This window comes from Rhizobium ruizarguesonis (genome assembly GCF_012349115.1).
Lineage (GTDB): Bacteria > Pseudomonadota > Alphaproteobacteria > Rhizobiales > Rhizobiaceae > Rhizobium > Rhizobium ruizarguesonis.
On record NZ_PQIG01000090.1, the window covers coordinates 35933 to 50843 of the forward strand.

The 14911-nt window shown below is 62.0% G+C and carries 17 protein-coding genes; 4 read left to right on the forward strand and 13 right to left on the reverse strand.

Annotation, left to right across the window (positions count from 1 at the left end):
- Positions 1 to 21 precede the first annotated feature (21 nt).
- Complete coding sequence (locus C3Y91_RS23045) at positions 22 to 648, reverse strand: class I SAM-dependent methyltransferase (RefSeq protein WP_130762107.1); 627 nt, start codon at positions 646 to 648, stop codon at positions 22 to 24.
- Between the two features lie 517 nt (positions 649 to 1165).
- Positions 1166 to 2518: a phosphatase PAP2 family protein gene (locus C3Y91_RS23050; RefSeq protein ID WP_244665953.1), complete on the reverse strand. Its 1353-nt coding sequence runs from the start codon at positions 2516 to 2518 to the stop codon at positions 1166 to 1168.
- A gap of 605 nt (positions 2519 to 3123) precedes the next feature.
- On the opposite strand from C3Y91_RS23050, the gene C3Y91_RS23055 reads away from it, so the two are divergent.
- The gene (locus tag C3Y91_RS23055; protein WP_130664140.1) at positions 3124 to 3474 is read left to right on the forward strand and encodes a DUF2200 domain-containing protein; all 351 of its coding nucleotides are present in this window, start codon (positions 3124 to 3126) and stop codon (positions 3472 to 3474) included.
- 76 nt (positions 3475 to 3550) lie between these two features.
- On the opposite strand, the gene C3Y91_RS23060 is transcribed toward C3Y91_RS23055, so the two are convergent.
- Positions 3551 to 4249 (reverse strand): TetR/AcrR family transcriptional regulator, encoded by a 699-nt coding sequence (locus C3Y91_RS23060; protein ID WP_024323033.1) that lies wholly within the window; start codon positions 4247 to 4249, stop codon positions 3551 to 3553.
- Between the two features lie 192 nt (positions 4250 to 4441).
- On the opposite strand from C3Y91_RS23060, the gene C3Y91_RS23065 reads away from it, so the two are divergent.
- The 3 genes from C3Y91_RS23065 (at position 4442) to C3Y91_RS23075 (ending at position 5944) form a co-directional block, all read left to right on the forward strand.
- Positions 4442 to 4930 carry a RidA family protein gene (locus C3Y91_RS23065; RefSeq protein WP_024323032.1) on the forward strand — a complete coding sequence of 163 codons (489 nt, stop codon included), beginning with the start codon at positions 4442 to 4444 and terminating at the stop codon, positions 4928 to 4930.
- A 142-nt stretch (positions 4931 to 5072) separates the two neighbouring features.
- The gene (locus tag C3Y91_RS23070; RefSeq protein WP_032989569.1) at positions 5073 to 5498 is read left to right on the forward strand and encodes a hypothetical protein; all 426 of its coding nucleotides are present in this window, start codon (positions 5073 to 5075) and stop codon (positions 5496 to 5498) included.
- Between the two features lie 137 nt (positions 5499 to 5635).
- Positions 5636 to 5944, forward strand: a complete 309-nt coding sequence (locus C3Y91_RS23075; RefSeq protein WP_003557126.1) for a Dabb family protein — start codon at positions 5636 to 5638, stop codon at positions 5942 to 5944.
- A 32-nt stretch (positions 5945 to 5976) separates the two neighbouring features.
- Here C3Y91_RS23075 and C3Y91_RS23080 read toward each other — a convergent pair whose 3' ends face one another.
- The 10 genes from C3Y91_RS23080 to C3Y91_RS23120 form a co-directional block, all read right to left on the reverse strand.
- On the reverse strand, positions 5977 to 6876 hold the full coding sequence (locus C3Y91_RS23080; protein WP_130770196.1) for a metal ABC transporter solute-binding protein, Zn/Mn family: 900 nt from the start codon (positions 6874 to 6876) through the stop codon (positions 5977 to 5979).
- Between the two features lie 16 nt (positions 6877 to 6892).
- Entirely contained in the window at positions 6893 to 7765 is an 873-nt protein-coding gene (locus tag C3Y91_RS23085; RefSeq protein WP_131612670.1) for a metal ABC transporter permease, read from the reverse strand.
- The gene (locus C3Y91_RS23090; RefSeq protein WP_130723928.1) at positions 7762 to 8511 is read right to left on the reverse strand and encodes a metal ABC transporter ATP-binding protein; all 750 of its coding nucleotides are present in this window, start codon (positions 8509 to 8511) and stop codon (positions 7762 to 7764) included. Before C3Y91_RS23090 ends, C3Y91_RS23085 begins: the two co-directional genes overlap by 4 nt.
- Complete coding sequence (locus tag C3Y91_RS38445) at positions 8508 to 8636, reverse strand: hypothetical protein (protein ID WP_258719863.1); 129 nt, start codon at positions 8634 to 8636, stop codon at positions 8508 to 8510. The genes C3Y91_RS23090 and C3Y91_RS38445 overlap by 4 nt, the downstream gene beginning before the upstream one ends.
- Positions 8637 to 9326: 690 nt before the next feature.
- Positions 9327 to 10019: an amino acid ABC transporter permease gene (locus C3Y91_RS23095; protein ID WP_130723926.1), complete on the reverse strand. Its 693-nt coding sequence runs from the start codon at positions 10017 to 10019 to the stop codon at positions 9327 to 9329.
- Between the two features lie 19 nt (positions 10020 to 10038).
- Positions 10039 to 10746, reverse strand: coding sequence for an amino acid ABC transporter permease (locus tag C3Y91_RS23100; RefSeq protein WP_024323027.1), 708 nt, complete (start codon positions 10744 to 10746; stop codon positions 10039 to 10041).
- A 56-nt stretch (positions 10747 to 10802) separates the two neighbouring features.
- A complete protein-coding gene (locus tag C3Y91_RS23105; protein WP_130664139.1) occupies positions 10803 to 11627 on the reverse strand; it encodes an amino acid ABC transporter substrate-binding protein in 825 nt (274 codons plus the stop codon).
- A 16-nt stretch (positions 11628 to 11643) separates the two neighbouring features.
- Complete coding sequence (locus C3Y91_RS23110) at positions 11644 to 12384, reverse strand: amino acid ABC transporter ATP-binding protein (protein ID WP_018484521.1); 741 nt, start codon at positions 12382 to 12384, stop codon at positions 11644 to 11646.
- Positions 12377 to 13867 carry an NAD(P)-binding domain-containing protein gene (locus C3Y91_RS23115; RefSeq protein WP_168575825.1) on the reverse strand — a complete coding sequence of 497 codons (1491 nt, stop codon included), beginning with the start codon at positions 13865 to 13867 and terminating at the stop codon, positions 12377 to 12379. Before C3Y91_RS23115 ends, C3Y91_RS23110 begins: the two co-directional genes overlap by 8 nt.
- The gene (locus C3Y91_RS23120; RefSeq protein WP_168575826.1) at positions 13864 to 14862 is read right to left on the reverse strand and encodes a LysR family transcriptional regulator; all 999 of its coding nucleotides are present in this window, start codon (positions 14860 to 14862) and stop codon (positions 13864 to 13866) included. The genes C3Y91_RS23115 and C3Y91_RS23120 overlap by 4 nt, the downstream gene beginning before the upstream one ends.
- Positions 14863 to 14911 lie beyond the last annotated feature (49 nt).

Consider the following 14911-nt stretch of genomic DNA (forward strand, 5'->3'; position numbering starts at 1 on the left):
GTCTCGCAAGTTCTATGTGCGTCACGCCCGACTCGCCCGAACGCTGAGCCACCGATCTTGGGGCTTTCCGACGCACCGACGTACCTCGCTGACGATCCAGCCGGCGTCTGTGAGTGCGGACCGCAGGGCAAACTCGCGCCAGTACGTCTCGACGTAGCGCCGGGGCGCTGCAGCACTGCCATGTGTGGACACATCCTCGCCTTCGCCCTCTCTTACCGAGGCGTGCAATCGGCCACCGGTCCGGGTCGCCTCGGCAAGCCGTCCAAGCACCGTGTCGAAATCCTCGCGCGCGACATGAATCAGGCAGGCACAGGCCCAGATCCCGTCGTACGGCGTGCCGGGACGCTGCGGGTCGGCCAAGTCTTCGGTCAGCGGGTCCAACAGGTCGGCCTCGAAGCCATTTTCGCGAAGCAGTTCGACGAAACCCTTTGCAATGTCGGTGCGCCGGACGCTAATTCCCCGCTTCTCAAGCTCAAGGGCATCTCGCCCGCCACCGCTTCCGATCTCTAGCACCCTGCCCGAGCCGCCCAGCTCGGTCACGAACGCATCGATCTCTGTCGCGACCCATTCGGGCATCGCCGCGGCCTCCGCAGCGTACTCCGCCGCGACCGTATCATAGGACCGCACGGTATCCAGGTCGGTGCTCATCCTAGCGTTCCTCCTTCAAGACAAGAGGCCTGATGAGCGAGAGGCCCATCAGTCCGTTGCGCCCTTCACACTTCGGCAGTTGGTGACATCGCGGGCGATTTGCTTCCGAGCTTTAGCAGAAATGCGGTCAGAGACACCACCGACCGAGCCAATGCTGCCGGGCGGCAATGCGCCCTCATGTCAGCCGTAGAGATGAACTTTGTCGCTGCCCGGAAGCAGACATCGCCGGCGACGGCACCAGAGGTCGCGGTTGCGCCTCCTGCTGACGTTTGCGCCGGACGCAGCCAATGTCACGAGTCGACTCCGAAGCGGTCTATAGATCGGGACGCAGGGGAACGACAACTTGGAAGCCAATTTCGTTATTGTTGCGTCTCAGGTCCACAAAGCATCAGGAGATGAAAGCGCGCGGGGCCTGCAACTTTCTGATACCTGGCGAACAAAGTTCCGTTCCATCCTTTGACCTCGACCGGCGATCGGCAAGAAGGTTCCGATCCGGTCGAGCAGGTGTCCTCTTCCGCTAGTCTGCTCCGTCCTTTCTCGCCCGCTCGATGAATTTCCCTGCGACTGCTTTGCCGAGGGTGACACCTGCACGGTTGTCCATTTCGTAGTGGATGCCAGCCCAGATGCGGGAATCTCCGGCCTCTTTGCCGACCGCGCGGATGAACTCCGCATGGCTGGGGAACAGGTACGCAAGGATCTCGCAACGCGCCGTCGAGAGAGTGGAGTGATTTGACGGATAACTCGGAAAGGGCGGCACCGCGAACAGGGGAGTGATGCTCGGGTCAAGCTGGTTGGGCCGGAGGTACCAATAAGCGAACTTCCCGTCGTTGCTTGCAATGAACGCGTCGTAATGGACCGTTGCGAGCATCGAGTAAGCCCGTGCAGCCCGCGGGGGGTTCGAATCCGTGTTGTCCTCGAACATCCACTTGCTGGCATAGTCATACCAGCTGGTAAACAGGCCGGATGGACTCTGCCAGTAGAAGGCTTTGTAGTTGTTTGGAAATTTTCGCTCAAACTGCCGAACTGCATCCGTCTCGGCCTTTACGGTCGCCGACTGACAGTCGGGCGGAGCCGGCGGCCTGAATTCATCGGCTGATGCCAGCACGATCGGTTTCCAGTTGGGCATGGTTACATTGCCGGGTTTGTCTCCGACCCACATGCACGGCCCGGTCGGGACCGTGCCGGTCCACACTGCGTCGGAGCCATCGGCTTTTGCTCGCGCAATCACCTGCTCCGCTACTCGTCGCCCCAACTCGAGGCCGGCGGAAGAGTCGCTCGGGAACTGGACACCGGCAAGGACACGCGACTGAGCCGCTTCCTCGGCCATTGCCTGGAACGACGACGCCTCGTCCGGAAAGAAATAAGAAAGAACCGTCGCGGCGGCTCCGGCGGCTGCCGCGTGTTCAGACGGATAGGAAGGACTCCGAGGTGTAGGCAGCGCAGTCGGGAGTGTCGCTTCCGCCTCGCTCGGGCGCGGGCGATTGTAGAAGTACTTCGACTCCCAGGCCGCGATGGTGGCGTCGTACATCGCCATCGTCAAATAAGTGTAGATGCGGTGCGCATTGGGGATCGGCTGGCCTGTGAGAACACGATTGTTGACCAGGTCGATCCATCGATAGCCGGGCGAGCCGGCGTCCCAGAACGTGATCTTGGCGGCGACCTGCGCGTCGTTCTTTGCGACAAGATCGTGGAGTTGCTCCAGCTCGGTTGCGGAAGTATCCGGTGGGGGCGGGACTCGGAAGTCCTTGCCCGACGTGATCACCCACGTCTTCCACGTTCCAGCATTTGGCTCTATCAGGTCCGATTGGGCGAAAGCGCAGTTCCCTGACAAAAGGATCACTGCGCAGGCCTTGCATAAGGCGCTGAGCATGTTGGGCCTCCCATGGTTGGTCCCCCGGCCCAAAGGCGGAGGCCTTTCTACTTTACGGCTGCTCCGTCATAATTTTAGCGATCGCTAATTGTAGCACCGGACACCGCCGGGCAAAAGGATCAAATGTGAGAATAGGCAGCGTTGCTAGTGTCACATCGGAAGACCGCTGTCTTCCTGACTTGTGGCCCGATTGCCGCTGTGACAGCGGCATGAAATTCCCCCGCAAAGTCGATGTTTGACAACCGGCTTCTGCGGCAGGGCAACGTCAGCTTCCCAGCCCGTCGAGACGTTCCGGTTCGATTGCGGGACTGCCCACGTTGGGTCAGATCGCGACAATGGTTGTGCGGAAATGAATGTCTGCTCTGCCACATCGGGAAATCAGAACCGGTCGGTCCGTTTCCGGCCCCACACCGGTCGTCTACCCAAGCCGAGCCGATGTCCGTTGTTGGTGCAATCCGGTCGAAGATGCGCGGCGCTGTAGAGATGCCGCCTTTGCACCGATCTACTTCGCGCCCGCGGAAGCTTACCCATTATCGGCCGCTTGTTGAGGACTTGAAGTCAGCTATCTCAAGCCGGAAAATATCTGGAACGTTGAGGAGCACGCGATGACGAAGCATCGCATCTATTCAGTCAGCGTTGCGAGCGTCTATCCCCACTATGTCGCCAAGGCAGAGAAGAAGGGGCGCACGAAGGCAGAGGTCGATGAAATCATCCGTTGGCTGACGGGGCATAGCCAGCAGAGCCTGGACGATCAATTGGCTGAGAAGACCAACTTCGAGGATTTCTTTGCGCAAGCGCCTCAGATGAATTCCTCCCGATCGTTGATTACAGGCGTGATCTGCGGCGTCCGCGTGGAAGAAATCCAGGAAAAGACGATGCGGGAAATCCGCTACCTGGACAAATTGATCGACGAACTCGCCAAGGGGAAAGCGATGGAGAAGATCCTGCGGAAATAGCCAGTCGGGCTTGCATGAGCTCACCCAAGGCACGGGCGCAGAATCCGGCACCGCCTCGTCCAGGAGTGACGAATGTTCATTGTCGCGGGGCAAGGCCATCGAGCAGGAAGTCGAGGCCCTTCCTGAAAGCGCCGTCCCAATCATTGTCCAGCAGCAGACGAGAGCGCTCGATCGTCGGGTAGTCTTGGCTGAGACCTGTCAGGCGCTGTTGCGCAGCGGTCCTGTCGTCGTCCGAGAGGTCGAAGTTCGCCCGGGTGGTGGTCGCGCCGATCACAAAATTCCAGAGCGACCAGATCGCGACGTTCAAATCCGCATCGGCGACACCGGCTCCGGACAAAGTCTTGCTCAGCAGTTCCAGGCGACTGAGGGTGTTCGGGCCGAGCGCCCGGCGCGGCAGCAGCGATGCCGACCAGGGATGGCGCAGCATACTGGCGCGCCAGTCTTCGAGCATATGAACGATTTCCCCGCGCCAGTCTTGAGACGCATCGATTTCAGGCGGGCCGCGATATTCGAGCACCGAATCCAGCGCCAGATCGAAGACCTCCTCCTTGTTGCCGACGTGCCAATAGAGGCTCATCGCGCCGGCGCCGAGGCGATCGGCCAGCCGACGCATCTTCAAGCCGTCGACGCCCTCGGCGTCCAGCAGTTCCACCGCGGTCGCCACGATCCGCTCCAGGGAGAGAGGCGGCTCATTGCGCGGCGGCTGCCCGGACCGAGGTGATACACCTCTCCGGGCAGACCCTTTGCTCTCAGCGCCGCTGCGTTTGGCTGCCATTCGTCTCCCTTTACTCATCAGACGTCGATCTAAGCCGACAATGCGGGGAATGTCGATCCTGACCGATTGACTCGTACGTCGTACGATGCAATTTAATCGTACGACGTACGAGTCAATCATATGGCGATAAAATTCCATCCTGCCGGCAGTGAGGATCCGCCGCTCGCAGCCTTCGGCGCCCGGGAGAAAGTCATGTCACGCGCAATCAAACATCTCATTATCGGAGGACTCATCATCATGACCATCAGCGTTCCCACCGCGGCGACAGCCAATGAGGACGATCTCAAACTTGATATCGTCAATCCAAAAAACCTCTACGACCCCTCGCCGAATGGCTACAGCACGGCAGTGATCGTGCCCCGCCAAGGCCGGCTGGCCTACATCTCCGGACAGGGCGGCCAGGACAGCAAGGGAGCCTTGTCGCCCGATTTCGCCGTCCAGGTGAAGCAGGCCTATGCGAATTTGCGCACCGCCCTCGATGCGCTCGGCGCAAGGCCGGATCAGGTCGCCAAGCTGACGGTCTTCGTGGTCGATCACGATATGTCCAAGCTTGAGGTGCTGACCAGCAACGTCAAGGACATGTTCGGCGCGTCGCTGCCGGCGCAGACGCTGATTCCCGTTCCCAAGCTGGCCATCGACCCCATGCTCTTCGAGGTCGAAGCTACCGTCGTTCTGGAATAGGCGGCGGCGCCGGATCGACATAATTTCGGATTTTCCGGTGGCGCGCCAACATCTGCTCGGCGCGCCACGTTCGCTTTTATCGATGGCCATTGACCAACCGCCTGCGATGTGCGCCACTCATTCCTTGTACAAGGAAAATCCCATGCTCAAGTTCCTGCTCGCCCTCTCGATGGGTGTTTTTTGCGTATCGCCGCTTCAGGCCGGCGACATCACTCCCGTCATGAAAAGCTGCGTCTCGGCGGCGAAACCGGCGCGCTGCGAGATGTGGACGAAGGACTTCAAGGCGGCCCTGGAGCAGGCACAAAAGGGCGATCATGGCGCGCAGGGGATCGTCGCCTTCTGCCTTTCCACAGGTTGCCATGGTTCCGTCACCATCGACAAGGTCGCTTCCTGCAGCTGGCATCTCGTCATTGCCAATTCGGGCGCTGCGACAGTGCTCGACGCTTCCAACCTCAGGAACACCTGCCGGCCAATGACGCCGGCTGAGAAAGATCAGGCCCGCGCCTCGTCCCGCGATCTCGTCCAGAAGATTTACAAGCGCCCGATGGTCGCGACCGACCAGATGTAATCGGTTGGGGTGCCGGCTCTGGGCGCAACGTCTGCGTGAGAATAAATCTCATTGCTCTCCTGGCTTTCGCCGCTATTCTCCAGCCAAAGAAAATCGGGCCAAAGAAAATCGGCCAAAGAAAATCGGGAGGACCACTGATGATCCTGCACTGCGTATTCCTGCGGCTGAAGACCGCGGTGACGACCGAAGACAAGCAGTCGCTGTTTGCGGCGATCGTCGCCCTGAAACAGGTCATTCCCGGCATATTGGATATCAAATACGGGCCGAATGTTTCGCCCGAGGGTTTGCATGGCGGCTTCGTCGACGGGTTTGCCGTGACCTTTGAAAGCGCCGAGGCCCGCGACGCCTATCTCATCCATCCCGAGCATGTGACGGTGGGCGAGCGTATCGTCTCGTCGACAGATGGAGGCCTTGCCGGCATCCTGGTCTTCGACCTCAATTTGTGAGGGCCGCAGGATAGGCCTGCAGCCCTTAATCCTCAGCTCGATTTCGCCATGGCGGCGGCGAGCTGATCGACATTGTACTTGAACATCTTCTCGTAGGTCGGCGCCGGTCCCTTGGCGTCGGACAGGGATTCGACATAGAGCTCGCCGCCGGGCTCGGCACCGGTTGCCTTGGCGACCTGCTTGACCAGGCGCGGGTCGTTGGAATTCTCGAAGAAATAGGCTTTCACATGCTCGCCCTTGATCTGCTCGATCAGCTTGGCGACGTCGGCGGCCGATGCCTCGCTTTCTGTGGACAGCCCAAGCGGTGCCAGGAAGCTGACATTATATTCACGGCCGAAATAGCCGAAGGCATCGTGGCTGGTCAGCACCTTGCGGCGATCGTCGGCCACCTTGTCGAATTTCGCGTGGGCGTAGGCGTTCAATTCATCCAGCGTCCTGGTGTACTTCTCGGCATTGGCCTTGAAGGCGGCGGCGTCCGTGGGATCGGCCGATGACAGCGCCTTTTCGATATTGGCGACCCAGACCTTGACGTTGACGGGGCTGTTCCAGACATGCGGATCGGTAATCTGTGCGCCGTCCTCTTCCATGGTGCGGGTGTTGATGCCTTCGGAAACGGTGACCGGTTTGCCCTTATAGCCCGAGGCGGTGATCAGCCGGTCCATCCAGCCTTCCAGTCCCTCGCCGCTGACGAAGGTAACCTGCGCTGCGTTCAAATTCTTCGCATCGGCCGGCGACGGCTCGAATTCATGGGGGTCGCCGTTCGGCACGACGAGGCTCGTCACCTTGACGTGCTCGCCGCCGACCTGCTTGACGACATCGGCAAGCACGGTGAAGGAGGCCACAACCTTCAGCGTTTCGGCGGAGGCGGGCATGGCCGACAGCGCCATCAAAGCGGGGATTGCTGCGGAGAGAAGCAGTCTGTGCGATGTCATCGAAGTCTCCTTGGGATCAGCCCTTCAAATGCGGGCGGGGGAAGAAGCGCCGGGCCAGGCCGGAAGGCGCGAAAAGAATAGAAAAGCCGTAGAGGATCGCCGCCGTCATGATGATCGTCGGGCCGGAGGCGAGCTCGAGATGGTAGGAGGCGATCAGGCCGAGATAACCGGAGGCGGCGGCACTGGCGGCTGATATCGCCATCATCACGGCTAAGCTGCGCGACCAGAGCTGGGCGACGGCTGCCGGCAGCATCATCAGGCCGACGGCCATCAGCGTGCCGAGCGCCTGGAAGCTGGCGACGAGGTTCAGCACCACCAGCAGCAGGAAGAGCACGTGATAGACCGGCCCGCGCCCGCCGACGGCGCGCAGAAAACCCGGATCGAAACATTCGGCCACCAGCGGCCGGTAGATGAAGGCGAGGACGACGAGGGTCAGCGAGGTGATCGCGCCGATCAGATAAAGGGCGGGCGCATCGATCGCCAGGATGGTGCCGAAGAGCACATGCAGCAGATCGATATTCGAGCCGCGCAGCGAGACGATCAGCACGCCGAGCGCCAGCGAGGCGAGATAGAAGCTGGCAAAGCTCGCATCCTCCTGCAGCGCGGTCATCCGGCTGACGGCGCCGGAAAGCAGCGCCACCGACAGGCCGGCGATGAGGCCGCCGAGGCCCATCGCCGTCAGCGACAGGGAGCCGGCGACGAGGTAACCGATGGCAGCCCCCGGCAGCACGGCATGGCTCATCGCGTCACCCATCAGGCTCATGCGCCGCAGCATCAGGAAGACGCCGATCGGGCCGGAGCCGAGCCCAAGGCAAAGGCAGGCGATGAGCGCCCGGCGCATGAAACCGTAATCGGCAAAGGGCGCCAGGAAGAGATCGTAAGCCGTCATGCCGCCGGCGCCTCTTCGGGTGCACAGGCATTCGCATCCTCATCCCAGCGCTCGGCCATGGCGCGCGCTTTCAGGAGATTGACGGAGGACATGACGTCTGCGGTCGCACCCCAGCCGACCAGCTCGCGGGCAAGCAGCAGGGTTTGCGGGAAATGGGCGCGGACGAGCTCGAAATCGTGCAGCACGGCGATCACCGTGCGGCCTTCGCCATGCCAGCGGGTGACGATATCGACGAGGTCCCTGGTGGTGCGGGCATCGATTGCCGTAAACGGCTCGTCGAGCAGGATGATGCCGGCATCCTGCAGCAGCAGGCGGGCAAAGAGCACGCGCTGGAACTGGCCGGCCGACAGCGAGCCGACATGGCGCCGGCCGAAGCCTTCGAGGCCGACGGCAGAGAGCGCCTCGCCTGCCCTCTTCACCTCGGCGGGCGCGATGCGGCCGAAGGCGCCCGTCTTCTTCCAGGCGCCGAGCATGACGGTGTCGATGACCGAGATCGGAAAACGCCGGTCGATCTCGGCCGCCTGCGGCAGGTAACCGAATTCCGCCCGCCCCAGCCTGTGCTCGACCCTGCCTTCCCCGGGGCGAAGCTCGCCCATGATCGCCTTCAGCAGCGTCGACTTGCCCGCCCCGTTCGGCCCGGCAATCGCCGTCAGGCTGCCCGAGGCGAAGGCGCCGGAGACATGATGGACGGCGGGGTGCCGGTTATAGGCGACGGTCAAATTCTCGAGACGGATCAGCGGCGTCATGGCAAGAGAACCGCCCAGTGGATCGCCAACCAGAGGAGCGCAATGACCAGTGCCATGCCGATCACCCTAGATAGAGCCGACTGTCCCAGCAGGCTGACGGAGGGGCGGTCGGGGCTCGGGGGCATGGCACATCCTACAATGTAATAACATTACGGTTATGTTATAACGATTGCGGCGAGATTGAGGCGGAAGCTAGTCCCAGATTCATTGCTAAGCTAAATACGGGCAGCATTCGACATGAGATGATCGCGTGCGCGCATCCATTTGACAGCCATATGCTGCTGAGCCAGATTTGACGCATGATCAGGCCATGGCCCCTACTTGTTGACCATATTCGCAGCGCGCGAGGACGTTCGGAGGACGAAAAATTCTCGTCGGCCTTGCAGGGTGTTGAGCAACTTGCCGATTTCATCTCTCGAAGTTCGCTTCGGGATGCGCTGTTCGGATGGACATCGATGGCTGATCTATGCGTCCAACAAACCGACCATGCCCCTCCCTCAGTGGCCTACCTTCGGATTTCAGCGCAATCATCGGGCCTGATCGAGTTTCGCTATATCGACACGAATGTGGAACGCCGGCAATGGACGCGGACGGAAACGCCTGAACGAGCTGCTCGCAGGCTTAGGACCTTCTTAGACCAACTTCATTGGGTTTCAGGTCCTGACAGCTTTGCTGCCATCCCGAACTAAGAGTTTGCGGCCTGGTCATCCAAACTCGCATTGGCCATCCCGCCTTCAATCAGCCAATCGGCGCTATGCAAAGCGCAAATCTGGTGATCTGGAATATCATCGATCAAAGAAAGCGCCCGACGCGCTTTAGGCCCATACCCTCAGAGCCCGTTCCATCCGGTCGGCGGCGTATGTGACGAGATAGGCGATCACCATGTAGATGACGACCGCGATCAGGAAGGCTTCGAGATAGTAGAAGTTCAGCGCCGCGGTCAGCTGCGACTGGGCGAAGATGTCGACGACCTCGATCGCAAATCCCAGCGACAGCGCCTTCATGATCACCATGATGGAGTTGGCGAGATCGGGGATGGCCGCGACGATGACCTGAGGCAGCATCACCCGGCGGAACAGCTGGCTGCGCTTGTAGCCTAGGGAGTAGGCCGCATCGGCCTGACCGTTGTCGAAGGAGTTGAGTGCCCCCTTCACGACTTCAGCCTGGAAGGCTGCGACGCAGGCGGTCAGGGCGACGATGAGCGTGATCCAGTTCGGCGTCGAGTGACCGTTATAGTCGATGCCGACGAGCGAGGTCAGGAACTGCAGCGTCGGCGGCAGGCCGTAATAGGCGAGGAAGATCACGATGACCATCGGAACGCCCTTGAAGACGACCTTGTAGGCGACGACCAGTTCCCGAAGCAGCGGGACCCGCCGATATTCCACCATCGCGAAAAGGCTGCCGACGATCGTAGAGAAGACGAAGATTCCAAGCGCCATGGCGAGCGTCACCGGGACCGCGCCGAGGATATCCCAGAGATCGGGAAGAAGGACTTCGGAATCGAACATGTGATGACCTCCTATTCGATCAGACGCTTGCCATCATGGTGGCCTTGGCCGGTGCGGTATTGGGCGCGAATTTTGCGTTTCGCGTTTCGAAAAAGCGCACGACGATCCATGCCACGAGGCATAGCAGCGAATAGATCACCGCCAGCACAAGGTAGGTCTCGAACTGGTACTGGTTGTAGTCGCGCTCCATGACCAGATGGGCGGTCGCCATGACATCCGCGGCGCCGATGTACATCACGAGTGCAACGTTGTGGATGAGGTAGATGATCGAGTTGCCGTAACCTGGCAGGGCGATGTGCACGGCCTGGGGTCCGACGACCCGAAGGATCTTCTGAAGGAAGGTGTATCCGAGACTGTCCGCAGCATCGTGCTGGCCGCGTTCGACGGCGAGGTAGGCTGGCCGCAGAACCTCGGAAAGATAGCCTCCATGGTAGAGGCTGAGGCCGACGATCGCCGCGACGTTCGGGGACACGAAATCCTCGACCTCGAACAGAGCGACGACCAGCGGCAGTCCGTAGAAGGCGACGAACAACTGGAGCACGACGGGGACGCTCCGGGCATAGGACACGTAGAGGTCAGCCAGTTGGCTGACAACCGGTATCCTGCGCACCCGGAACGTCGTCGTTATCAAGGCCAGCAGGAAGCCGGCGATCATGGCCGTGAACGTGATCGCAAGCGTCAGCGGCAGCGCCGAGAGCAGCTCAGGGATCATGATGGATAGGTCCACTTCGGAACACTCCTTGTTTCGGTCTTGGGCCTGATCGCCGGTATCGTTGGCCGGCGTTACTTCATGTAGGTGGTGATGTCCTCGCCGAACCATTTCTGCGAGAGCTTGGCCAGCGTGCCGTCGGCCTTGAGCTCCTTCAGAGCCTTGTCGATGTCTGCGGAGAGCGCCTTGTTCTCCTCGGAGCGATGGATCAGGACGAAGGTGTTATTGATCGCAACCGGCTCGCTCGCCTTGACCTCGAGCTTCTGCTGGTCGATGACCGTCTGCTCGCCGAGGTTCGACGGCAGAACCAGCGCGTCGTATTTGCCGTTCTCGACCTCTTTCAGGCGATCCGGATAGGGAATGCCGGCGCTGGACGCGGTGATCTCGATTTTGGAGTCGGGGTTCTTTTCCTGCCAGGCAGTGGCGAATTTGTAGATGCCGCCGCCGGCCGTCACCGGCACGATCTTCTTGCCGACGAGATCCTTCATCTCGTTGATGCCGCTGTCCTTGCGGCTGTAGATCTTGATCAGGCTGGCGCCGATCGGGCTCTCCGGAATGAGGAACTGCTTTTCGCGAGCGGGCGCCCGGTAGTAGCCGCCGGTCGCGATGTCGTACTTGCCGGTGGCAAGGCCGGTCTCCTGAGCGATGTCGGCAGCACCCTCCATCTCGAATTTGTACTGCGGCAGCTTGGCGTTGATCGCCTTCAGCACGTCGGGCTCGTAACCCTGCGGCTCGACGCCGATGGCACCCCAGGAGAGCGGCTTGGATTCGGCAGCCGTCGCGATCTTGACGGTGCGCACGTCCTCGGCATGCGATACGCCTGCGGTTGCGAGGGCAAAGGCAACGCCGGCGACAGCGAGGCCGAAGCTGCGGCGGGAAGTCGACTTGATGGAAGACATGTCAGGCATCCTTTCTTTACTGTATCGAGTGTTCGGAATTCAGGAACTGGGCAAGGCGCGGGTTGGAGGGCGTGTCGAAGATCTCGGCAGGGCTGCCTTGAGCGGCGACGACGCCCCGATCCATGAAGACGATGCGGTTCGAGATATTCTTTGCGAACTGCATCTCGTGGGTGACGAGGAGCGAGGTGATGCCTGACGACGTGACGTCCCTGATCACCTTCAAAACCTCGCCGACGAGTTCGGGGTCCAGCGACGACGTCGGTTCGTCGAAGAGCATCACATCCGGCTTGACGGCCAGCGCCCGCGCAATGCCGGTCCGCTGCAGCTGGCCGCCGGAAAGCTGGGACGGGTAGCTGTCGACCTTGTTCGAAAGGCCGACCCGCTCAAGCTCCTGCAAAGCGATCGAACGCGCCTCGTCCTTCGACTTGCGCTGCACGACCACGAGCGGATCCATCACATTCTGAATGACGGTCATGTTCTTGAAGACGTTGAACTGCTGGAAGACCATCGCCGTCCGCAGCCGGATCGCCTGGACCGCGGTGTTGTCCGGTTTCCGGTAATCCATCCTGACCTGATCGAAGGCGATCGTGCCGGAGGCGGGCTTCGCCAGATAGTTGATGCACTTCAGCAATGTCGTCTTGCCGGTGCCGCTCGGGCCGATGATCGACACCACGTCGCCGCGGTTCACCGAGAGATCGACGCCGTTGAGGACCTGGGTGTTTCCGTAGGACAGCTTTAGGTTTTTGATCTCAAGCATTTCGGGTCGGTGTCCTTTCGGCAGATAGGTCGGAAAACGTCGCGGTCTCGTCGTCGGCCCACTCGTCTCCGAGCAATTCGGGCGTGTCGAAGGCCTGGAGATCGGCGAAATGACGCTCGCGGTCGGCGATGAACAACGCCCTGACGATGCCGCGCGCAAGCCGGTCGGCGCCTTCGCTGATTGCGGGAATGTCGCCCGTGAGCTTGCCGTGGCTGAGCGTCGCCGGGAAGTTGAAGCAGTGGATGCGGGCCAGCGCCGGGCAGGCGCCGGGCTCGGCCTCGAGGAACTCGAACGCGTCGCCGAGGTCGGGTGAGGTTTCCAGCTCGTCGTTTCGCATGTCCGGGGGCACGGGGAAGCGGTCGCGCCAGAGGCGGATATGGGATGCGACGGCGGCGAGTTCCGGCCGGTTTGTCAGCTCGACCTTGAAGCCGGTGCCGAAGATCAGGAAATCGACGGGATAGCTGCCTTTCGGCGTGGTCACAACGATATGGTCGCCTTGCTGCTGCAATCGATCGATCGGGCTCTTCAGATGGAGATGGGCCTGCGGGAATGCGCTGACACGCAGGACGCTCGGGCGCGGAGGCGGCGTCTGCGAGCGCATGGCATAGTCGAGAAAGCGCCACTTCCAGTCATCCGGCAGACCGGCAAAGCCGTGCACCACGCCCTGGCTGCCGATGCCGGTGAATTTGTTGATCCGAGGCAGGTCGGTCCTGCGCACGAACAGGTCAAGCCGGGCGGCGCCTGCCTCGAGCGCGGTGGCGGCGTTGTCCATCGCCGAGGCGCCGGCTCCGACGACCCCGACCCGCTTGCCGCGCAATGCGGCGAAGTCGATTTCGTCGGCGGTATGAGCCCAGAACTTGCGCTCGATGCCGTGGGCGATCGACGGTACGAAGGGACCGCCGAGGCCGTCGCGGCCCGTTGCCAGCACCACATGGCGCGCGATCGTCGTTTCGGACCGGCCATCATGACGGCAGACGACTTCGAGCAGGCCGTCGGCGCGCGGACGAATGGCATCGACGGCGACCCCATTGCGCACCGGCAGGTCAAGCACGCGCCGGTACCAGACCAGGTAGTCCATCCATGTCTCACGCGGCGCCCGGTCGAGCGCGACCCAGGCATCGCGGCCATGACGCGCCTCGTAATAGGCGCGGAACGTCAGCGCCGGCAGGCCCATTGCCGGCCCGGTCAGTTGCTTGGGGGAGCGAAGGGTTCGCATCCTGGCGAAGGTGACCCACGGACCCTCGCTTCCGGCAGGCGCCTTGTCGAGAAGGATGTGGTTGGCCACGCCGAGCCGCTTCAGCATGGCAGAGGCCACGAGCCCGGCCATGCCGGCACCGATGATCACGACGTCGACGACCGCCTGGCCGTCGACGATGCGGGGCGGAACCCAGGACTTGGCCGGCAGCTCCAGCCAGGCAAGGTCCTGGCGCAGGCGTGCCTCGAGCGCTTCGAGATTGTTCGGAAACGTCGAGAGGTCGCTCATGACGGCACGTCCTCGGTCATCGGGCTACCGCCGTAGACAGTGTCGGCCAATGCTTCGACGCCGCCTGCGTCATGCAGCCGGCAACCGGGCATCGCGAGCGCCACGGCGCGGGCCGCATCGATCACGGCGGCGACCGTCGGGGTCAGCGGCATCGCGGCAGGCGAGATGGCACCGAACAGGAAGGGGATAGTGTGGTCGAGGACGCGCATCACGATCCCCTCGAGCGGAACCCCGCAGACCGTCGCCGGCTCGACGATGGCGACGCCCAGTCCGGCCCGGACCATCGTCAGGGCCGTCAGCGAGGCGTTGACGTCGATCATCCGTTGCGGCGCCACACCCGCCCGCTCCAGGGCCTCGTCGATGCGGTGGCGCAGGCGGTAGGGGTTGGCGAGCGTGATGATGCGGCGCTCGGCGAGATCGGAGAGACGCACCACGTCATCATTGGCGAGCGGATCGTTGGCGGCGAGAGCGACGACACACGACGCTTCGGCAATCCAGTGCACGTCGAGGCCGGGGTGCTCCAGCGGCAGGCTTGAGATCCCGAAATCCGCCGAGCGGGCGAGCACCGCCTGCACGACGTTCTCTGCCGCCAGCGCCTGCACATGGAGATGACGCGGTATCAGGTCCGGCGCGACGGCCGAAATCGCCTGCGGCAGAACGCCGGCCGCAAGCGACGGCGTGGCGGCAATTGTCAGCGACGGCGGCTCGTCGAGGCCGATGGCATTCGCCCGCTCGCGGATGTGGGCGAGGCTCGCAAGATGGCGCTCCACTTCGGCGTGAAAGAGCAGACCGCGCGCGGTCGGGCTGATCCGCGGGCCGCTTCGATGCAGCAGCGCATAACCGATATCGGCTTCCAGATCCTGGATCAGCCGCGTTACGGCCGGCTGCGACCGGCCGAGCAGTCGCGCCGCCCCCGTCACGCTGCCGGCGGACATCACCGCCGCGAAGGCTTCAAGCTGCCGGATATCGAAAGAGTTAGAATGCATAGTGGGCATCAAACACTCTCCTTCATGTCAGTAAAGCATGACAATTCTCATTTGACGA